Source organism: Mycobacterium scrofulaceum (assembly GCF_001667885.1).
In the GTDB taxonomy this organism is placed as follows: Bacteria; Actinomycetota; Actinomycetes; order Mycobacteriales; family Mycobacteriaceae; genus Mycobacterium; species Mycobacterium scrofulaceum_C.
On record NZ_LZJW01000149.1, the window covers coordinates 45,633 to 65,276 of the forward strand.

Consider the following 19,644-nt stretch of genomic DNA (forward strand, 5'->3'; position numbering starts at 1 on the left):
CGCTTGATCTTTGGTCACATACCGGCGATCCTGGCACCATGCCCCGTCGCGAAGAGCCGTCGCGTGGGCTCCTTGACCCGGTCGCCAAGATGCTGCGGTTGCCGTTCGGCACACCGGAATTCATCGACCGGATCGTCACCGGCGGGGTCAATCAGGTGGGCCGCCAAACGTTGCGGATGCTGATCACCACGTGGGACGCCGCCGGCGGCGGCCCGTTCGCCGCCAGCGCGATAGCGTCCACCGGGATGGCGAAAACCGCCGAAACGGTGCAAAGCATGTTCGTCGGCCCCGTCTTCGGGCCCCTGCTGAAACTGCTCGGGGCCGACAAGGCCGCCACGCGAGCTTCGTTGTGCGCCTCGCAGCTGGTTGGCCTTGGCATCATGCGTTACGGCATCCGCTCCGAGCCGCTGCATTCGATGTCGGTCGACGCGATCGTCGACGCCATCGGCCCGACGATGCAGCGCTACCTGGTCGGCGACATCACGCGCTAGGCGATCCGGCCGACCTGGACGAAGCCGTCGGCGGTGACGCGGGCCGGGTAAACCGGCACCGAGAAGTTCGGATCATCCAGGCAGGAACCGTCTTCCAGCGAGAAGGCCTGCTTGAGGATCGGCGATTGGACCGCCACGCGTCCCCCGCGGTCTCCGACGATTCCGCGCGAAAGCACCGCCGCCCCGGAGAACGGATCGACGTTGCCCACCGCGTACACCGAGCCGTCGTCCAGCCGGAACAACGCCGCCTGAGAGCCGTCGTCGAGCAGCACCCCGACCCCGCGACCCGGGATCAGGCGGTCGTACTCGCAAGCCGTGGTCCAGACCTGAATGTCGTTGAGAAGTGTCATGATTGCCCTCCAGCTCCCGTACGGATCTTCGGCATCCCAATGGACACAGGGATTTTGCGTCCGGCGTGCTCGGTGAATTCCACCGTCGAGTCGACAGCGTCCGGGGCGTTGACGAACGAGACGAACCGGGACAGCTTGTCCGGGTCGTCGAGCACGCCCTTCCATTCACACTTGTAGTTCTGGACGTGCCGCTCCATCGCGGCCTCGAACTCCTGCGCCAGCCCCAGCGAGTCCTCGCACACGACCTCGCGCACGTGGTCGAGTCCACCCTCGAGCGAATCGACCCAGGGCGCCGTGCGCTGCAGCCGGTCGGCCGTGCGGATGTAATACATCACGAACCGGTCGACGTAGCGAACCAGCGTCTCGGTGTCCAGGTCGCTGGCCAGCAGCTGGGCGTGCTTGGGTGTCATGCCGCCGTTGCCGCCGACGTAGAGGTTCCAGCCCTTTTCGGTGGCGATCACGCCGACGTCCTTCGAACGGGCTTCGGCGCACTCCCGCGCGCAACCCGAGACGCCCATCTTGATCTTGTGCGGCGCCCGCAGGCCCCGGTAGCGCAGCTCGAGGTCGATCGCGAGCTGCACCGAATCCTGCTGGCCGTAGCGGCACCAGTCGGTGCCGACGCAGCTCTTCACCGTGCGCAGCGCCTTACCGTAGGCGTGGCCGGACTCCATGCCACCGTCGACCAGCCGGCGCCAGATCTCCGGCAGCTGGTCCACCCGGGCGCCGAACATGTCGATCCGCTGACCGCCGGTGATCTTGGTGTAGAGCCCGAAGTCCTGGGCGATCTGGCCGATCAGGATCAGGTGCTCGGGCTTGATGTCACCGCCGGGAACCCGCGGGACCACCGAATAGCTGCCGTTCTTCTGGATGTTGGCCAGGAAGTGGTCGTTGGAGTCCTGCAGCGAGGCCTGCTCGCCCTCGAGGATGTGCTCCGAACCGGTGGACGCCAGGATGGACGCGACCACGGGTTTGCAGATGTCGCAACCCTTTCCGCGGCCGAAGCGCTGCAGCAGGCCGGAGAAGGTGCGGATCTCGGTGGCCGAGATGATCTCGAAGAGTTCCGCCCGCGACTGGCTGAAGTGCTCGCACAGCGCCTTGGACTGTTCCACGCCCTCGGCTTCCAGCAGCTGCTTGAGCAGCGGCACGCACGAGCCACACGACGTGCCGGCAGCGGTGCACGACTTGAGCGACGGCACGTCGGCGCAGCCGTCGGCGATCGCGCACTTCAGGTCGCCCTTGGTGACGTTGTTGCACGAGCAGATCTGCGCGGAATCGGGCAGCGCGCCGACGCCCAGCGCCGGCGCCTCGCCGGAAACCGGCGCGATCAGGGCGAGCGGATCCCCCGGCAGCTCGCTGCCGACCATCGGCCGCAGCACCCCGTACGACGAGGCGTCGCCGACCAGGACGCCGCCGAGCAGGGTCTTCGCGTCGTCGGACAACACCAGCTTGGCGTAGGTCCGCTTGACCGCGTCGTTGATGGTGACCTCGAGGCAATTCTCGGTAACCCCCATCGCGTCGCCGAAGCTGGCGACGTCGACGCCGAGCAGCTTGAGCTTGGTCGACAGGTCGGCCTCGCCGAACTCCGCCGCGCCGTCCAGCAGGCGGTCGGCCACCACCTCGGCGGAGGTGTAGCCGGGGCCGACCAACCCGTAGCACCGGCCCTCGATCGCGGCGACCTCACCGATGGCGTAAATGTCCGGATCGCTTGTGCGGCATGCCAAGTCGGTGAGCACACCGCCGCGTTCGGCGAGCGCCAGCCCCGCAGCCCTGGCCAGCTCGTCGCGCGGCCGGATGCCGGCCGCGAAGATGACCAGACCCGCGTCGATGACCTCGCCGTCGGTCAGGCGTACCCGCACCGACGAGACGCCGTCGGTGTGATCGATCGCTTCGATCGACTCCGTGCCGGTGCCCACATGGACCGCGATGCCCAGCTCACCGATCATCTTGGCCAGCAACGCGCCGCCGCCCTCGTCGATCTGCTGAGCCATCAAGCGCGGCATCATCTCGACGACGTGTGTCTGCAACCCGAACTGGCGCAGCGCATTAGCGGCTTCCAGACCAAGCAGGCCGCCGCCGATGACCACGCCCGCGGGGGCGCGACCGGCTTGGACCGTGCGCTGGGCGTCGGCCCGGATGGCGTCGAGATCGTCCAGGGTGCGGTACACGTGGCACGCCGGCAGGTCGTGGCCGGGCACCGGCGGAACGAACGCGTAGGACCCGGTGGCCAGCACCAGCGTGTCGTAGCCGTGCCGCTGTCCGTCGGCCGTCACCACCGCCTTCGCTTGCCGGTCGATTTCGGTAACGCGCGCGTTCAGTACCAATCGAACCTGTTCGTCACCCGCGTAGTCGTTGCCCGGCAGTGCCAGCAGCTTGCGGTCCCAGCTCTCGGTGTACGAGGTCAGCCCGACGCGGTCGTAGGCCGCGTCCGCCTCCTCGGCGAAAACCGTGATGCGCCACAATCCTTCGGCGTCGCGGGCGCGGAGCGCCTCGACCAGCCGGTGCCCCACCATGCCGTGCCCGACTACGACGATGTGACGGCCCGCACAGTGCGCGCGCGAAATCCCGTCTGCAGCCATGGCTTTGAGGTTAGCGGCCGGAAATTACCGCGATTTCGCCCAATGTGACGGTCCTATGACGAGGATCTCACAACTCACAGGGAGCCTTGTGAATATTCGTTCGCCCACGGCGAACGCCTAGGTGGAACTTTAGCGTGGTCGACTCAGGTTTCCTCTTGTAGCCGGCCGGAAGGGCGCCGGACACAGCAAATCCACAACAAAGCTCAAGGAAGCACGAGGAGACCCCATGAGTAACGTCGCATTGTGGTCGCGACCGGCCTGGAACACCGACCGGTGGTTGCGCGACTTCTTCGGTCCCGCCGCCGCGGCGGACTGGTACAAGCCCGCCACCAGCGGTTTCAATCCCGCCGCCGAGATCGTCAAGGACGGTGACGACGCGGTCGTACGGGTCGAACTGCCCGGTGTCGACGTCGAGAAGGACGTCAACGTCGAGGTCGACCGCGGCCGGCTCGTGATCCACGGCGAACGCCGTGACGAGCACGCCGAGGAGAAAGACGGGCGCACCCTGCGGGAGGTCCGGTACGGCTCCTTCCGTCGCTCGTTCCAGCTGCCGGCCCACGTCACCGGGGACGCCATCACGGCCTCCTACGACGCCGGCGTGCTGACCGTGCGGGTGGCCGGCGCGTACGCCGGAAACCAGGCGCAGCGCATCGAGATCACCAAGTAACAACTAGACACCGATCCGGCGGGGCATTCGCTCCGCCGGATTCGGTTGCGCCGCAGCGGTTTCCGCCTGGATCGTTCGGCGTCCTCGCGGGCAGATCCTGACCGCTTCCCCGCGGAGTGCACGATGCCTTCGATGCCGCGCCTTCGATGTTGGCGCCGACGGCGGCGTAACCGTAACCCGACTCGATGTTCCCGACAGCGGGGCGTCGACCGTGGCGGTGATCTGGGCCTTCTTTTTCCGGGCGCGCCAGCACGTCGTCGAACGACATGCCCTCGCCGTCGGGTTTGCCGATCGAATCCGCCAGCGGCTGGCTTGCCCATCGTCAGGGCGGTGAAGCCCGCTCATCTCTGTTAACACGGCCCGCCGCTGCCGACCACGCATCCCTTGGCAGGATCAGCGGTTCGCCGGGGCGCTGAGGGCAAGCAACCCGTCGCGCGCCCAACGAGGGCTGACCGCTCACCAGGTGTTTGCTCCTCGACCGCCCGACGTGTTCCGTCTGACATCCGCGCTGTGCGGTGGATAGTATGCGGAAGCGTACTGTGATCCGTAACACCGTCTGCCGAGGAGATCCGTTGAGCACCACGACTGAACTCGCCGAACTTCACGACCTCATCGGCGGCCTGCGGAGGTGCGTGGGCTCGTTGAAGAGTCGCTACGGTGACAGCCCGGCGATGCGGCGGATCGTGATCGACGCCGACCGAATCCTCTCCGACGTCGAACTGCTCGACACCGACGTGTCCGAGTTGGATCTGGCGCGCGCCACCGTGCAGCAGTCCGGCGACAAGATCGTCATTCCCGACACCCAGTACGACAGCGACTTCTGGCGCGATGTCGACGACGAGGGTGTCGGGGGTCACAACAGGTCCTGACAACCGCGAACAACCCAAGCCCCCCGGAATCCAGGGGGTGCTCTCTGTGTACCCTTCGACCAACAGCCCGTTCGAAGAGGAACACTAGATGAGCGCACCCACGGCGAACCGTCCTGCGTCAGGTGTCTTTTCACCCGCGCGCGCCCGCATCCCACAACGCACCCTACGCACCGACCGGTGGTGGATGTCGCCGCTGCGGATCGACCTGGGCTTCGCCGCGTTCCTGATCTACGCGACCGTGCGCGCGTTCCAGCAGGATTACTTCTTCGTCCCGAAGTACCACTACCTGACGCCGTTCTACTCACCCTGCGTCAGCAAGGCCTGCGGCGAGGCCGGCGACTTCTGGCCGCAGATCCTGCCCGACGTGTGGTGGTTGCCGTACGCGGCGCTGACACTGCCCTTCCTGCTGCTGTTCCGGCTCACCTGCTACTACTACCGCGGCGCCTACTACCGCACGGTGTGGCAGTCGCCCAGCGCCTGCGCCGTCGCCGAGCCGCGCGTCCACTACACCGGCGAGACCAGGTTCCCGCTGATCGTCCAGAACACCCACCGGTATTTCTTCTACATCGCCGGCATCATCTCGGTGATCAACACCTACGACGCGATCATCGGTTTCCACTCCGACTCCGGGCCGCACGGCTTCGGCTTCGGGGTGGGCAACGTGATCATGGTCGGCAACGTGATCATGCTGTGGGTCTACACGCTGTCCTGCCATTCCTGCCGGCACATCACCGGCGGCCGGCTCAAGCACTTTTCCAAGCACCCTGTGCGGTATTGGATCTGGACCCAGGTCAGCAAGATCAACACCCGGCACAAGCTGTACGCCTGGGTCACGCTGGGCACCCTGATGCTCACCGACTTCTACATCGCCCTGGTGGCCAGCAACACCATCCCTGACCTGAGATTTATTGGCTGAGAAGCCATTTGAACAACAATTCCGAACTTAGCTAGCGAGGGTTTCATGGTTGAGGTCGAGCGGCATGCCTACGACGTAGTCGTCATCGGCGCCGGCGGCGCGGGACTGCGTGCGGTCATCGAGGCGCGGGAACGCGGCCTCAAGGTCGCGGTCGTGTGCAAGTCGCTGTTCGGCAAGGCCCACACGGTGATGGCCGAGGGTGGTTGCGCGGCGGCGATGGGAAACACCAACCCCAAAGACAACTGGAAGACCCACTTCGGCGACACGATGCGCGGGGGGAAGTTCCTCAACAACTGGCGGATGGCCGAACTGCACGCCAAGGAGGCCCCGGACCGCGTCTGGGAGCTGGAAACCTATGGGGCGCTGTTCGATCGCCTCAAGGACGGCAAGATCAGCCAGCGCAACTTCGGCGGGCACACCTACCCGCGCCTGGCGCACGTCGGTGACCGCACCGGCCTGGAGCTGATCCGCACCATGCAGCAGAAGATCGTCTCGCTGCAGCAGGAGGACTTCGCCGAGCTCGGCGACTACGAGGCGCGCATCAGGGTGTTCGCCGAGTGCACCATCACCGAACTGGTCAAGGACGGTGACGCGATCGCCGGCGCGTTCGGCTACTGGCGCGAGACGGGCCAGTTCGTGCTGTTCGAGGCGCCCGCGGTGGTGCTCGCCACCGGCGGCATCGGCAAGTCGTTCAAGGTCACGTCGAACTCCTGGGAGTACACCGGCGACGGGCACGCGCTGGCGCTGCGGGCGGGTGCGTCGCTGATCAACATGGAGTTCGTCCAGTTCCACCCGACGGGCATGGTCTGGCCGCCCAGCGTGAAGGGGATCCTCGTCACCGAGGGTGTCCGCGGCGACGGTGGGGTGCTGAAGAACTCCGAGGGCAAGCGGTTCATGTTCGACTACATCCCGCCGGTGTTCAAGGGTCAGTACGCCGAGACCGAACAAGAGGCCGACCAGTGGCTCAAGGACAACGACTCGGCCCGCCGCACCCCCGACCTGCTCCCCCGCGATGAGGTCGCGCGCGCGATCAACTCGGAGGTCAAGGCCGGCCGCGGCAGCCCGCACGGCGGCGTGTTCCTCGACATCGCCTCCCGGTTGACGCCCGAGGAGATCAAGCGGCGCCTGCCCTCGATGTACCACCAGTTCAAGGAGCTGGCCGGCGTCGACATCACCAAGGAGCCGATGGAAGTCGGGCCGACCTGCCACTACGTGATGGGCGGTGTCGAGGTGGACGCCGACACGGGCGCGGCCACCGTCCCGGGCTTGTTCGCGGCGGGCGAGTGCTCCGGCGGCATGCACGGCTCCAACCGGCTGGGCGGCAACTCGCTGAGCGACCTGCTGGTCTTCGGCCGGCGCGCCGGCCTGGGCGCGGCCGACTACGTGCGGGCGCTGAGCAGCCGTCCGACCATCTCGGCAGAGGCCATCGAGACGGCGGCCAAGCGGGCGCTGTCCCCGTTCGAGACGCCGGCCGACGGCGCCCCGGCGGAGAACCCTTACACGCTGCAGCTGGAGCTGCAACAGTCGATGAACGACCTGGTGGGCATCATCCGCAAGGCGGACGAGATCTCCGAGGCGCTGGCCCGGCTGGACAAGCTGCGCGAGCGCTTCAAGCACCTGCACGTGGACGGCGGACGCCGGTACAACCCGGGCTGGAACCTGGCCATCGACCTGCGCAACATGCTGCTGGTCAGCGAGTGCGTCGCCAAGGCGGCCCTGGAGCGCACGGAGAGCCGCGGCGGCCACACCCGCGACGACCATCCGGCGATGGACTCGGGCTGGCGCAAGGTCCTGCTCGTCTGCGAGGCCGCCGGTGGCGACGAGGTGATCCCGGACATCAGGATCACCCGCAAAAACCAGGTGCCGATGCGACCCGATCTGCTGGAGCTCTTCGAGATCTCCGAGCTGGAGAAGTACTACACCGACGATGAGCTGGCCGAGCATCCAGGACGGAGAGGCTAATGACCTACAACGCGACCATGCGTGTGTGGCGCGGTGACGATGCCGACGGCGCGCTGCAGGACTTCACGGTGGAGGTCAACGAGGGCGAGGTGGTGCTCGACATCATCCATCGCCTGCAACAGACCCAGACGCCCGACCTCGCGGTGCGGTGGAACTGCAAGGCGGGCAAGTGCGGATCCTGCTCGGCGGAGATCAACGGCGTGCCGCGGCTGCTGTGCATGACCCGGATGTCCACGTTCGCCGAGGACGAGGTGGTGACCGTGACGCCGCTGCGGACGTTCCCGGTGATCCGCGACCTGGTCACCGACGTCTCCTTCAACTACGAGAAGGCCCGCGAGATCCCGGCCTTCGCCCCGCCGAAGGATCTGCAGCCGGGCGAGTACCGGATGGCGCAGGAGGACGTGCAGCGCTCGCAGGAGTTCCGTAAGTGCATCGAGTGCTTCCTGTGTCAGAACGTGTGCCACGTGATCCGCGACCACGAGGAGAACAAGAAGGCGTTCGCCGGGCCGCGCTTCCTGATGCGGATCGCCGAGCTCGAGATGCACCCGCTGGACACGATGGACCGGCGCGACCAGGCCCAGGAACAACACGGCCTGGGCTACTGCAACATCACCAAGTGCTGCACCGAGGTCTGCCCGGAGAACATCAAGATCACCGACAACGCGCTGATCCCGATGAAAGAGCGGGTCGCCGACCGCAAGTACGACCCCGTGGTGTGGCTGGGCAACAAGCTGTTCCGGCGCTGAGCAGGCGTTAGCCCGCCCGGTGCGCCGGGTACCCGCATATCAGCCCTGTTGGGCCGAAGCCCGACGGTCTGCCCCCAACCGAAAAGGCAGCGTGGGAGATATGCGAGAAACCACCAGCGTCAACGAAATTCGAACCGCGATCCGGGAGTTGTCGGTCCGCGCCGACCTTGCGCGCAAGGAGGGCCGTCCCGACGACGCCGCCGAGATCGAGCAGCGGATCGCGGGCTTTCGGGCCGAACTCAGCCGCCGCCCGTAGCGTCAGGCGCCGAGGCGCCGAAACACGCTGCGGTGGAACACGATAGGCGCGACGTCGGCGTCGATGGTGACTTCGTTCACCCGAAGCACCACGATCGTGTGATCCCCGGCGGGAATCAGCTGCTCGATCGCGCTCTCCAGCCACAGGCCGGTCCCTTTGATGAACACCGCGCCGCTCTCCCGGGACTCCGTCTCCAGGCCGGCGAACCGGTCCCCGGTCTTGGCGGCCAGCGCGCGCGCGGCCTCGTCGTGGGCCTCGCCGAGCACGCTGATGCCCAGCATGGGCAGGTCCTTGAGCTTGGGCCACGTCGTCGACGTGTTCTGCACGCAGAACGACACGAGCGGCGGATCCAGGGACACGGGGACAAAGGTGCTGGCCGCCAGGCCCTCCCGGGTGCCCTGGACTTCGGCGGCGATGGCCACCACTCCCGAGGGGAAGTGGCCGAAGGCCTCGCGGAGTGTGGACGGTGTCAGATGCTTGTTCGAGTTCACCGGAATTCATTCGCCCCTTGAGCCGAGAACGGGATTCTCGTTCCCGACCCTACCTGCCGAATACCCGTGCGCTGAAGCCACATCGGGGTGCGCGCGCAACCTGCTCTTCCAAGCGTTGCGACCGTAGACGGCGAAGATCGGATCGGCCGGGTCGACCACGCGGCCGGCGCGCGCCCGCAGTTCGGGGGGCAGCGTCAGCACGGGGATCTGCGCGTCCAGGCGCGGGTTGAAGAAGTACGGGACCGAGATGCGGTCCGCCGGCTGCCCGTCCAGGGTCACCCGGTGCTCGGTGGCACGCAGGTAGCCACCCGTCGCCACCTCCAGCAGCTCACCGATGTTGACGACGAAGGCGCCGTCAACTGGCGGCACGTCGATCCAGGCCTGGGAGCCCGGCCGGCTTACCTGCAGCCCGCGGCTGCCCGGTTCGGCCAGCAGCAGCGTCAGTACCCCGGAGTCCTTGTGCGGACCCACGCCCTGTGGTGAGGCCGCGCTGCGCGGGTAGCGCACGATCTTGATCAGGGTGGCGGGCGTCTCGGCGAAGGCGGGGTCGAACACGTCGGGCGGGCTGCCGAGGGAGGCCGCCCAGTGCCGGAGCAGGGCGCGGGCCACCCCGGACAGCGCGGCGTCCCAGTCGGCGATGATCCCCGGCAGCTCGGGCATCGAGGCCGGCCACTGGTTGGGTCCCTGCAACCACAGGTAGTCGGGCTTGCCGGGGCCCCCGACCGGGGCGCGTTCCGGCCCGATGTCGATCTGCTCCCGCCAGTCCACCTGGCCGCGGGTCAGCTCACCGCCCAGCCGGGTGTAGCCGCGGAAGTGCGGGCTGCGCACCATGGCGACGGCATCCTTCTCGGCTTCGGGCAGCTCGAACAGCCTGCGCGCCGCCTGCAGCACCCTGCGGGAGAGCTCCTGGGGCACGCCGTGGCCGGCCAGGTAGAAGAAGCCGACCTGGTGCGCGGCCTCGCGCAACGCCGGCCGCAGTTCGGCCGCCGACGAGCGCAGATCCACTACGGGCAGGGTGGTGATGCATCCCATAGTTTGAGATCCGTTTCGCTATCGTCGCAGCTCAGAGGCCCTGCAAGGGCTTCCCAACCGGTTGGTTAATTAGACGATGAAATTTAGCTCACATTGACTTGCGTTGAACTGTCCGAGAGCGATATTTTAGCGGTGTTACTGGTGGGTAACTTAGAAGTAGTACCCAACCACAAGTGGCATTCTCAACGAGGAGGAAACCGTAGTGAGCCACTACAAGAGCAACGTCCGTGACCAGGTATTCAACCTGTTCGAGGTCCTGGGCGTTGAGAAGGCTTTGGGCGCCGGCGACTACAGCGATCTGGACGTCGACACCGCGCGCGAAATGTTGTCAGAGATCAGCCGGCTGGCCGAGGGGCCCATCGCCGAGTCGTTCGTCGAGGGTGACCGCAACCCGCCGGTCTTCGACCCGAAGACCCACTCGGTGACGCTGCCGGAGTCCTTCAAGAAGTCGGTGCGCGCCGTCACCGAGGCCGGCTGGGACAAGGTCGGCATCGACGAGGTGCTGGGCGGCATGCCGATGCCCCGGGCCCTGGTGTGGGCCCTGCACGAGCACCTGCTCGGCGCCAACCCCGCCGTGTGGATGTACGGCGGTGGCGCCGGGTTCGCCAACATCCTCTACCACCTCGGCACCGAGGAGCAGAAGAAGTGGGCCGTGATCTGCGCCGAGCGCGGATGGGGCTCCACCATGGTGCTGACCGAGCCGGACGCCGGTTCCGACGTCGGCGCGGGCCGGACCAAGGCGATCAAGCAGGACGACGGCTCGTGGCACATCGAGGGCGTGAAGCGGTTCATCACCTCGGCCGACTCGGGCGACCTGTTCGAGAACATCTTCCACCTGGTGCTGGCCCGCCCCGAGGGCGCGGGTCCGGGCACCAAGGGCCTGTCGCTGTTCTTCGTGCCCAAGTTCCTGTTCGACTTCGAGACCGGCGAACTGGGCGAGCGCAACGGCGTCTTCGTGACCAACGTCGAGCACAAGATGGGCCTGAAGGTTTCGGCCACGTGTGAGCTGTCCTTCGGTCAGCACGACGTGCCCGCCAAGGGCTGGCTGGTCGGCGAGGTGCACAACGGCATCGCGCAGATGTTCGAGGTCATCGAGCAGGCCCGCATGATGGTCGGCACCAAGGCCATCGCGACCCTGTCGACCGGTTACCTGAACGCGCTGGAGTACGCCAAGTCCCGCGTGCAGGGCGCCGACATGACGCAGATGACCGACAAGACCGCCCCGCGGGTGACCATCACGCACCACCCCGACGTGCGCCGGTCGCTGATGACCCAGAAGGCGTACGCCGAGGGTCTGCGCGCGCTGTACCTCTACACCGCGACCTACCAGGACGCGGCGGTCGCCGAGGCGGTGCACGGCGTGGACGCCGACCTGGCGGTGAAGGTCAACGACCTGATGCTGCCGGTGGTCAAGGGTGTCGGTTCCGAGCAGGCTTACGCCAAGCTGACCGAGAGCCTGCAGACCTTCGGTGGGTCCGGCTTCCTGCAGGACTACCCGATCGAGCAGTACATCCGCGACGCCAAGATCGACTCCCTCTACGAGGGCACCACGGCCATCCAGGCGCAGGACTTCTTCTTCCGCAAGATCGTCCGCGACAAGGGTGTGGCGCTGGCCCACGTGTCGGGCGAGATCCAGAAGTTCGTGGACAGCGAGTCCGGCAACGGTCGGCTGAAGTCCGAGCGCGAGCTGCTGGCGAAGGCCCTGGCCGACGTCCAGGCGATGGCGGCGACGCTGACCGGTTACCTGATGGCGGCGCAGGAAGACGTGACCAGCCTCTACAAGGTGGGTCTGGGTTCCGTGCGGTTCCTGATGAGCGTCGGTGACCTGGTCATCGGCTGGTTGCTGCAGCGCCAGGCCGCGGTGGCCGTGCAGGCGCTGGACGCCGGCGCCAGCGGCGACGAGCGGGCCTTCTACGAGGGCAAGGTCGCGGTGGCTTCGTTCTTCGCGAAGAACTTCCTGCCGTTGCTGGCCAGCACCCGCGAGGTCATCGAGACGCTGGACAACGACATCATGGAGCTCGACGAAGCCGCCTTCTGACAGGCAGATAAGGCAAGTCAGAAGCCCCGCTCCCATCCGGGAGCGGGGCTTTTGATTTCGGCGCAGGTCGGCAGACAAAAAGGCCGCCGCTGGATCCCCTCACTCCAGCGGCGGCCCTTCTCGTACGCCCGTCCACGCCGACCGGCGGCCGTTCCAGGGATGCCCCGTATTGCCGTCGGGGTCGGGGGGTCAGACCACAACACGGGGTCATCCGCGCACACGAATACCCGCCACCGACGATTACTAATCCGGTGTGACCGATTTCATGTCACCCGGCCCCGCCGAGGGGCTCAGGCCTCGAGGATCGCCGCCACGCCCTGGCCACCGGCGGCGCAAATGGAGACCAGCGCACGCAGCGGCTTGCCCCCACCCTTTTGCTCCGCCTTCTTCTCGGCGAGTTGCTTGGCCGCCTGGGCCAGGATCCGCCCGCCGGTGGCGGCGAACGGGTGCCCGGCCGCCAAGGACGACCCGTTGACGTTGAGCTTGGACCGGTCGATCGAGCCGAGCGCCGCGTCGAGGCCCAGCCGCTCCTTGCAGTAGTCCTCCGACTCCCACGCCTGCAGGTGCGCCAGCACCACCGAGGCGAAGGCCTCGTGGATCTCGTAGAAGTCGAAGTCCTGCAGGCTCAGGCCATTACGGGCCAGCAGCCGCGGCACCGCGTAGGTGGGTGCCATCAGCAGGCCGTCGCGGCCGTTGACGTAGTCGACGGCCGCGGTTTCCGCGTCCACCAGGAAGGCCAGCGGCGTGAGCGAGTGGGCGGCCGCCCACTCCTCGCTGGCCAGCAGCGCCACCGAGGCCCCGTCGGTCAGCGGCGTCGAGTTGCCGGCCGTCATCGTCGCGTCTCCGGACTTCACGCCGAACACCGGCTTGAGCTTCGCCAGCTTCTCCGCCGACGAGTCCGGCCGGAGGTTGTCGTCGCGGTACAGCCCGAGGAACGGGGTGACGAGGTCGTCGAAGAAGCCGCGATCGTAGGCGGCGGCCATGTTGCGGTGGCTGGCCGCGGCCAGCTCGTCCTGGTCGACGCGTTTGATGCCCATCTGCTTGGCCGTGATCGCCTGGTGCTCGCCCATGGACAGCCCGGTGCGGGGCTCGCTGTTGACCGGGATCTGGATGCCCAGGTTGGCGGGCAGCGTGCCGACCAGCCGCAACCGCTGGACGTTGGACTTGGACCGGCGCAACTTGAGCAGCGTGCGGCGCAGGTTGTCACCCAGGGCGATCGGCGGGTCGGAGGTGGTGTCAACCCCGCCGGCGGCGGCGACGTCGTACCGCCCGGACGCGATGCCGTCGGCCGCGGCGATGGCCGCCTGCAGCCCGGTGCCGCAGGCCTGCTGCAGGTCGAACGCCGGCGTGTAGGACGACAGCTCGGAGCCCAGCACGCATTCGCGGGTGAGGTTGAAGTCACGGCTGTGCTTGAGCACGGCGCCGCCGACCACCACGCCGAGCCGCTCGCCGGCCAGCCCGAACCGGTCCACGAGCCCACCCAACGCGGCGGTGAACATGTCCTGGTTGGAAGCATCGGCGTAGGCGCCGTCGGACCGGGCGAACGGGATGCGGTTGCCGCCAAGCACGGCGACGGGTCGCCGCTGCGAACTGCGCTGGTTGCTTGCCTCGGAACTTGCAGGGGCCACTGTTCTTCTCCGTGTATCTGCCGTCTAGTCGGTTTTGGTATGCCCGTCTGGGGCCATACTACCCACTGTTCTTACTCTGAAGTAAGTTCGTCCCCGATACGGTTGTGCTGTAGGCACACCCCGACTTCGCAAGCACATGGAAGGTAGCTCCGGTGGCTCCCAAGGTCTCGTCCGATCTGTTTTCTCAGGTTGTCAATTCCGGTCCTGGATCGTTTCTCGCCAAGCAGCTCGGCGTCCCGCAGCCCGAGACGCTGCGCCGCTACCGGCCCGGCGATCCGCCGCTGGCCGGCCCGCTGCTGATCGGCGGTGAGGGGCGCATCGTCGAGCCGCTACGCGCCGCGCTGGACAAGGACTACGACCTGGTCGGCAACAACCTCGGCGGACGCTGGGCCGACCAGTTCGGCGGTCTGGTGTTCGACGCCACCGGCATCACCACGCCGGAGGGCCTTCGGGGGCTGTACGAGTTCTTCACGCCGCTGCTGCGCAACCTGGGCCACTCCGCGCGCGTCGCGGTGGTCGGCACCACGCCCGACGCCGCCGCCAGCCCGCACGAGCGGATCGCGCAGCGCGCCTTGGAGGGATTCACCCGCTCGCTGGGCAAGGAGCTGCGCAACGGCACCACGGTGGCGCTGGTGTACGTGTCGCCCGACGCCAAACCCGCCGCGACAGGCCTGGAATCGACCATGCGGTTCATCCTGTCGGCCAAGTCGGCCTACGTCGACGGCCAGGTGTTCTACGTCGGCGAGGCGGACTCCACGCCGCCGGCCGACTGGGAGCGGCCGCTGGACGGCAAGGTCGCCATCGTGACCGGCGCGGCCCGCGGCATCGGGGCGACGATCGCGGAGGTGTTCGCCCGCGACGGCGCCCGCGTCGTCGCGATCGACGTCGAGTCGGCCGCCGAGACGCTGGCCGAGACGGCCAGCCGGGTCGGCGGCACCGCGTTGTGGCTCGACGTCACCGCCGACGACGCCGTGGACAAGATCACCGAGCACCTGCAAGAACACCACGGCGGCCACGCCGACGTGCTGGTCAACAACGCCGGCATCACCCGCGACAAGTTGCTGGCCAACATGGACGACGCCCGCTGGGACGCGGTGTTGGCGGTCAATCTCCTTGCCCCGCTTCGGCTTACCGAAGGGCTGGTGGGCAACGGCACCATCGGCGAAGGGGGCCGGATCGTCGGGCTGTCCTCGATGGCCGGCATCGCGGGCAACCGCGGGCAGACCAACTACGCCACCACCAAGGCCGGGATGATCGGCCTGACCCAGGCGCTGGCGCCGGAGCTCTACGCCAAGGGCATCACGATCAACGCCGTCGCGCCGGGTTTCATCGAGACCCAGATGACCGCCGCGATCCCGCTGGCCACCCGCGAGGTGGGCCGCCGGATGAATTCGCTGCTGCAGGGCGGGCAGCCCGTCGACGTCGCGGAGACCATCGCCTACTTCGCCAGCCCGGCCTCTAACGCGGTGACGGGCAACGTCATCCGCGTCTGCGGCCAGGCGATGCTGGGCGCATAGCTGCGACGAGGAGAACGCGATGAATCAGCCAAGCGGTCTGAAGAACATGCTGCGCGCGGCGGCCGGGGCACTGCCGCTGGTGTCCCGCGGAAACCAGCTGCCCACGCGCACGGTGACCATCGAGGAATTACCCATCGACCAAACGAACGTGGCCGAGTACGCGGCGGTCACCGGCCTGCGCTTTGGCAACAACCTGCCGCTGACCTATCCGTTCGCGATGACGTTTCCCACGATGATGTCGCTGGTGACCGGGTTCGACTTTCCTTTCGCCGCAATGGGTTCGGTGCACATGGAAAACCACATCACCCAGTACCGGCCCATCGCGGTCACCGACACCGTCGGTGTGCGGGTGCACGCGGAGAACCTGCGTGAGCACCGCAAAGGCCTGCTGGTCGACCTGGTGACCGACGTGAACGTCGGCAACGACACCGCGTGGCATCAGGTGACGACCTTCCTTCACCAGCAACGCACCAGCCTGTCCGACGAGCCCAAGCCGCCGCCGCAGAAGCAACCCAAGCTGCCCCCGCCCAGCACCGTCATGCGCGTCAGCCCCGGCCTGATCCGGCGCTACGCCGTGGTCAGCGGCGACCACAACCCGATCCACACCAACCCGATCGCGGCCAAGCTGTTCGGCTTCCCCACCGTCATCGCGCACGGAATGTTCAGCGCCGCAGCGGTATTGGCGAACATCGAAGCGCGACTGCCGGACGCGGTGAAGTATTCGGTGCGGTTCGGCAAGCCGCTGGTGCTGCCCGCCACCGCGGGACTCTATGTCGACGAAACCCATGACGGATGGGACATCTCGCTGCGCAACATCGCCAAGGGCTACCCGCACCTGACCGGCACGGTCCGGGCGCTCTAGCGGCGCTTTAGCCCGAATGGGTCGGGCCGCGGCCCTTGGCAAGGACTTTCAGCCCGTGGGCCGCTGTCGCGGTCAGCAGGAAGAGCAGGAACAACCACAGCGGCGGCCGGGCGAGTTCCCAGACGAAGATCGCCGCCCAGATCGGTGAGCCCTGCGTCACCGCGAGGACGCCTGCGGCGCCGGCCAGCGACACCGCCGGCACGTGCAGGTGAGTCCCGACCGCCCAGTTGATCGTGAGCACCAGCGCCGCCCCCGCGGCCGCGCCGGTCGCCAGTGACGGTGTCAGCATGCCGCCTGCCCCGCCGGCGCGCAGGAACAGCGCGGTCAGCAAGGGCTTCAGCGCCAGGATCGCGAGCGCCGACAACAGCGTCATGCCGCTGGCCAGGCTGACCGTCAGGATGCTGCGGCCGTTGCCGGGCAATTCGGGCCACCAGTGCGAACAGATGCCCATCACCAGTCCGGCGCCGGCGAGCGCGGGAACCAGCACCGCGGTCCGCATCGGCCTGGCCGGCCGGGCCGCCGCCATCAGTCGGTTGAACGCCAGTCCCACCACGAGAGCGACCGGGGCCAGCAGCAGCCCGTGCGCGGTCAGCAGGTAGGTGGACTCCCCGATCGGCCAGTGCAGGTTGGGTTCGTCGCGGGTGATGGCCGACCCGACGGCGACCGCCAGGCTCGAGGTGATGAACGCCGCACCCACCGCGCGCGGCTGCCAGGTGTTGAGCAGGATCCGCACCGAGAACAGGGCCCCGGCCAGCGGAACGGCATACACCGCACCCAGCCCGGCGCCCGCCGCGCAGGCCAGCAGCACCTCGCGGTCGCGCGGCGACAGCCGCCTGAGCCAGCCGGTCCCGAAATCACCGAGGGCCGCGGCGAATTGGCGCGGGGCCCCCTCCCGGCCCAGCGATGCCCCGGACCCGACGAGCAGCACCTGCAGCATGGCGTCCAGGCTCCAAGCCAGCCGCGGTATCCGCTTGCGGCTTGAGATGGTTTCGGCCAGGGGCGGCACGTCCGTGCGGCTCCGCAACAGCCACCACCCGATCCCCGCCAACGCGCCGCCGATCATCGGCCCCACCGCGCGGCGCACCGGGCTGCTGGCCGCGACCCCGGCCAGCAGCGCGCCGAAGGCGTAGTGATACGTGACGTGCTGGACGAAGCGCAGCACGAACGTCGTCGCCAGTCCGGCCACCCCGGCCAGCAGCCCGACGATGACTACGGCGCAGAAGAAGTCGACGTTGCGGCGGGCGGGCGGTCGAGCCACATCACGAATCTAGGGCTTAGCGCTTGGCCGCGCCGGTTCCGCCCTTCTTGGGCAGCGCCCAGGCGGCCTCCCGCTCCTCCGGCGCGCCCCGCAGGCCATGCCAGAACAGGTTGATCATCAGTTCGGCCGCCTCGTCGGCGTCGATGTCGCCGGTGCTGAGCTGGTTGGCCGTCGCCTCGCCCGCCCCCACCAGCGCGACGGCCATCATCTCGTGTTCGCGCTCGGTTCGCGGGGTGCGGCTACCGGCCCGCACCAGCCCGGCGACCAGCTCGATGATCTGTTCACGCCCCTCGCGCACCATGTGCGCGAACGCCTGCGAGCTGGTGGCCTGGGTGTACATCACGATCCACGACGCCCGGTTGGCATCGATGTAGCGCATGAACGCCACAATTGTGTTGCGCAGCAAGTCTTTCGGGCTTTGCGTGAAGTCGATGTCGGCGCGCACCGCATCGATGAACCGACCCATCTCCCGGTTCAGGCACGCGCCGAACAAATCCTCCTTGGAGCCGTAGTACAGGTACAGCATCGGCTTGGAGATCTGCGCCGCGGCCGCGATCGCGTCCATCGACGTCTCGTGGTAGCCGTTGACCGAAAACATCTGCACCGCGGCGTCGAGCATTTGTTGTTCGCGGACAGCGCGCGGTAACCGCTTGGTGCCACCCGCCATCGCTTGCCTTCCTAGCCGGTCTATCTGACTCCAGAGTAAGCAACGCGCGGTGGCCGCACATGCGTTAGTGGCCGCAGGCTGGGCTCCGGCCCTTCATCGTCGCCACCCGGCCCAGCGCGTCGTCGACCCGCTGCGCGGGCAGTTCGCCGGCGGCCACCGCCTTCTGCAGCCGGTCCAGAACCGCGGGCACCTCGTCGGTGGTGACCCACAGCGCGACGTCGGTGCCGGCCTGCAGGGTGCGCAGCACCGCCTCGGCGACGCCGTACCGGTCGGAGATGGCGCCCATGCTGGACAGGTCGTCGGTGAACACCGGGCCGTTGAACGGCGGCGCGCCGTAACCGACGCCGTCGCGCAGCAGCCGCACCGCCGCGGGGCTCAGGCTCGCCGGGTCGTCACCGGTGAGCCCGGGCACCTGCAAGTGGCCCAGCATCACCCCGACCGGGGCGGCGGTCACCAGCGTCCGGTAGGGCACCAGGTCGACGCCCTGCAGGTCGCTCAGCGGCGGGGTGACCACGCCGCCGGTGTGCGAGTCCCCCGAGCCGTGGCCGTGCCCGGGAAAGTGCTTGAGCACCGGCAGCAGCCCCGCGTCGCGCAGGCCTTGGGCGTACGCCCCGGCGTAGGCGGTGACCGTGTTGGGGTCGCCGCCGAACGAGCGGTCCCCGATGACGCCGTCGGTCGCGTCGGTGACGTCGACGACGGGGGCGAAGTCGATGGTGATGCCCAGGTCGTGCATCTTCTTGCCGCGTTCGGCCGCCAGGTCGTGGACCTGGGCGGTGGTTTGGGTCTGTGCCAGTTCCCGGGGCGACGGCGCCGAGCCGATCAGCGACCGCAACCGGGAGACGCGGCCGCCCTCCTCGTCGACGCTGACGGCCAACGGGAGCGGCCCGGCCTTCGCCGCGATGTCGGCGAGGGGGCCCTTGAAGATCGACAGGTCCGTCCAGCTGCCGATGAAGATGCCGCCGACGTGATAGCCGTTGACCACCGAGCGGGCGTCGTCGGCGTTCTTCACGCCCACCATCAGCAACTGCGCCAGCTTGTCTCGGACCGGCAGCGTGGTGACGTCACCGCAGGCCGGCGGCGCGGGTGCGGCCGCCGGCTTGCTGGCCGAGGTCGACGGGCCGGGCGGCCGGGCGGCGTGGTGGGCGCAGCCCGCCACCAAAGCCGACACGGACGCGAGCACGGCCCCCGCGACGGTCATGGTGCGCGAGAATGACATCGGGCCATGTTTGCACGGCGGGGCCCCGGCCTGCGGGCCCGGGGAGCGGCGGGGTTTTCCAGTTCGGCCGCGTGGGCATTCGTGGGCAGGTGCTAGCTGGGC

18 protein-coding genes are annotated in these 19,644 nt (G+C 68.1%); 10 read left to right on the plus strand and 8 right to left on the minus strand.

The features are described from left to right. Positions 1-38: 38 nt before the first annotated feature. Positions 39-491, plus strand: coding sequence for a hypothetical protein (locus A5681_RS21715; protein ID WP_067280213.1), 453 nt, complete (start codon positions 39-41; stop codon positions 489-491). Here A5681_RS21715 and nirD read toward each other — a convergent pair. Both nirD and nirB read right to left on the minus strand, forming a co-directional pair. Further along, a complete protein-coding gene (nirD, locus tag A5681_RS21720; protein WP_067280216.1) occupies positions 488-841 on the minus strand; it encodes a nitrite reductase small subunit NirD in 354 nt (117 codons plus the stop codon). The genes A5681_RS21715 and nirD overlap by 4 nt on opposite strands. After that, positions 838-3,417: a nitrite reductase large subunit NirB gene (nirB, locus tag A5681_RS21725; RefSeq protein ID WP_082968482.1), complete on the minus strand. Its 2,580-nt coding sequence runs from the start codon at positions 3,415-3,417 to the stop codon at positions 838-840. Before nirB ends, nirD begins: the two co-directional genes overlap by 4 nt. A 226-nt stretch (positions 3,418-3,643) precedes the next feature. On the opposite strand from nirB, the gene A5681_RS21730 reads away from it, so the two are divergent. The 6 genes from A5681_RS21730 to A5681_RS27530 all read left to right on the plus strand — a co-directional run bounded on the left by A5681_RS21730 (position 3,644) and on the right by A5681_RS27530 (position 8,833). Then, positions 3,644-4,084, plus strand: coding sequence for an Hsp20/alpha crystallin family protein (locus A5681_RS21730; RefSeq protein WP_067280220.1), 441 nt, complete (start codon positions 3,644-3,646; stop codon positions 4,082-4,084). A 572-nt stretch (positions 4,085-4,656) separates the two neighbouring features. Continuing rightward, entirely contained in the window at positions 4,657-4,953 is a 297-nt protein-coding gene (locus A5681_RS21735) for a hypothetical protein (protein WP_067280224.1), read from the plus strand. An 88-nt stretch (positions 4,954-5,041) separates the two neighbouring features. After that, on the plus strand, positions 5,042-5,869 hold the full coding sequence (locus A5681_RS21740; RefSeq protein WP_067280227.1) for a hypothetical protein: 828 nt from the start codon (positions 5,042-5,044) through the stop codon (positions 5,867-5,869). Positions 5,870-5,914: 45 nt separating this feature from the next. Continuing rightward, positions 5,915-7,831, plus strand: coding sequence for a fumarate reductase/succinate dehydrogenase flavoprotein subunit (locus A5681_RS21745; RefSeq protein WP_067280230.1), 1,917 nt, complete (start codon positions 5,915-5,917; stop codon positions 7,829-7,831). After that, positions 7,831-8,577, plus strand: a complete 747-nt coding sequence (locus A5681_RS21750; RefSeq protein WP_067280232.1) for a succinate dehydrogenase/fumarate reductase iron-sulfur subunit — start codon at positions 7,831-7,833, stop codon at positions 8,575-8,577. The genes A5681_RS21745 and A5681_RS21750 overlap by 1 nt, the downstream gene beginning before the upstream one ends. Before the next feature lie 100 nt (positions 8,578-8,677). Next, positions 8,678-8,833 (plus strand): hypothetical protein, encoded by a 156-nt coding sequence (locus A5681_RS27530; protein WP_197498680.1) that lies wholly within the window; start codon positions 8,678-8,680, stop codon positions 8,831-8,833. Positions 8,834-8,835: 2 nt separating this feature from the next. Here A5681_RS27530 and A5681_RS21755 read toward each other — a convergent pair whose 3' ends face one another. Both A5681_RS21755 and A5681_RS21760 read right to left on the minus strand, forming a co-directional pair. After that, complete coding sequence (locus tag A5681_RS21755; RefSeq protein WP_067280238.1) at positions 8,836-9,324, minus strand: flavin reductase family protein; 489 nt, start codon at positions 9,322-9,324, stop codon at positions 8,836-8,838. Positions 9,325-9,330: 6 nt separating this feature from the next. After that, positions 9,331-10,356 carry an isopenicillin N synthase family dioxygenase gene (locus A5681_RS21760; RefSeq protein WP_067280242.1) on the minus strand — a complete coding sequence of 342 codons (1,026 nt, stop codon included), beginning with the start codon at positions 10,354-10,356 and terminating at the stop codon, positions 9,331-9,333. A 202-nt stretch (positions 10,357-10,558) separates the two neighbouring features. Between A5681_RS21760 and A5681_RS21765 the strand changes: the two genes are divergently transcribed. Next, positions 10,559-12,394, plus strand: coding sequence for an acyl-CoA dehydrogenase (locus A5681_RS21765; protein ID WP_067280245.1), 1,836 nt, complete (start codon positions 10,559-10,561; stop codon positions 12,392-12,394). A gap of 290 nt (positions 12,395-12,684) precedes the next feature. On the opposite strand, the gene A5681_RS21770 is transcribed toward A5681_RS21765, so the two are convergent. Next, positions 12,685-14,022, minus strand: a complete 1,338-nt coding sequence (locus tag A5681_RS21770; protein ID WP_067280250.1) for an acetyl-CoA C-acetyltransferase — start codon at positions 14,020-14,022, stop codon at positions 12,685-12,687. A 152-nt stretch (positions 14,023-14,174) separates the two neighbouring features. Here A5681_RS21770 and A5681_RS21775 point away from each other — a divergent pair, with 152 nt between their 5' ends. Both A5681_RS21775 and A5681_RS21780 read left to right on the plus strand, forming a co-directional pair. Further along, positions 14,175-15,539 carry a 3-oxoacyl-ACP reductase gene (locus A5681_RS21775; protein ID WP_067280253.1) on the plus strand — a complete coding sequence of 455 codons (1,365 nt, stop codon included), beginning with the start codon at positions 14,175-14,177 and terminating at the stop codon, positions 15,537-15,539. 19 nt (positions 15,540-15,558) lie between these two features. After that, entirely contained in the window at positions 15,559-16,401 is an 843-nt protein-coding gene (locus tag A5681_RS21780) for a MaoC/PaaZ C-terminal domain-containing protein (RefSeq protein ID WP_067280258.1), read from the plus strand. A 7-nt stretch (positions 16,402-16,408) separates the two neighbouring features. Here the strand turns inward: A5681_RS21780 and A5681_RS21785 are convergent, their stop codons facing one another. From A5681_RS21785 to A5681_RS21795, 3 genes are all read right to left on the minus strand, one after another. Further along, entirely contained in the window at positions 16,409-17,659 is a 1,251-nt protein-coding gene (locus A5681_RS21785; RefSeq protein ID WP_067280261.1) for a chloride channel protein, read from the minus strand. A 16-nt stretch (positions 17,660-17,675) separates the two neighbouring features. Next, positions 17,676-18,326: a TetR/AcrR family transcriptional regulator gene (locus A5681_RS21790; RefSeq protein ID WP_067280265.1), complete on the minus strand. Its 651-nt coding sequence runs from the start codon at positions 18,324-18,326 to the stop codon at positions 17,676-17,678. Positions 18,327-18,390: 64 nt separating this feature from the next. Beyond that, positions 18,391-19,542, minus strand: coding sequence for a glycoside hydrolase family 3 N-terminal domain-containing protein (locus tag A5681_RS21795; RefSeq protein ID WP_067280268.1), 1,152 nt, complete (start codon positions 19,540-19,542; stop codon positions 18,391-18,393). Positions 19,543-19,644: the final 102 nt, after the last annotated feature.

Bases quoted from the DNA above. Each gene is read 5' to 3' on its own strand.
- A5681_RS21760 (WP_067280242.1), bottom strand. From the start codon at position 10,356: ATGGGATGCATCACCACCCTGCCCGTAGTGGATCTGCGCTCGTCGGCG.
- A5681_RS21795 (WP_067280268.1), bottom strand. From the start codon at position 19,542: ATGTCATTCTCGCGCACCATGACCGTCGCGGGGGCCGTGCTCGCGTCC.
- nirD (WP_067280216.1), bottom strand. From the start codon at position 841: ATGACACTTCTCAACGACATTCAGGTCTGGACCACGGCTTGCGAGTAC.
- A5681_RS21780 (WP_067280258.1), top strand. From the start codon at position 15,559: ATGAATCAGCCAAGCGGTCTGAAGAACATGCTGCGCGCGGCGGCCGGG.
- A5681_RS27530 (WP_197498680.1), top strand. From the start codon at position 8,678: ATGCGAGAAACCACCAGCGTCAACGAAATTCGAACCGCGATCCGGGAG.
- A5681_RS21790 (WP_067280265.1), bottom strand. From the start codon at position 18,326: ATGGCGGGTGGCACCAAGCGGTTACCGCGCGCTGTCCGCGAACAACAA.
- A5681_RS21715 (WP_067280213.1), top strand. From the start codon at position 39: ATGCCCCGTCGCGAAGAGCCGTCGCGTGGGCTCCTTGACCCGGTCGCC.
- A5681_RS21745 (WP_067280230.1), top strand. From the start codon at position 5,915: ATGGTTGAGGTCGAGCGGCATGCCTACGACGTAGTCGTCATCGGCGCC.
- A5681_RS21730 (WP_067280220.1), top strand. From the start codon at position 3,644: ATGAGTAACGTCGCATTGTGGTCGCGACCGGCCTGGAACACCGACCGG.
- nirB (WP_082968482.1), bottom strand. From the start codon at position 3,417: ATGGCTGCAGACGGGATTTCGCGCGCGCACTGTGCGGGCCGTCACATC.
- A5681_RS21750 (WP_067280232.1), top strand. From the start codon at position 7,831: ATGACCTACAACGCGACCATGCGTGTGTGGCGCGGTGACGATGCCGAC.
- A5681_RS21740 (WP_067280227.1), top strand. From the start codon at position 5,042: ATGAGCGCACCCACGGCGAACCGTCCTGCGTCAGGTGTCTTTTCACCC.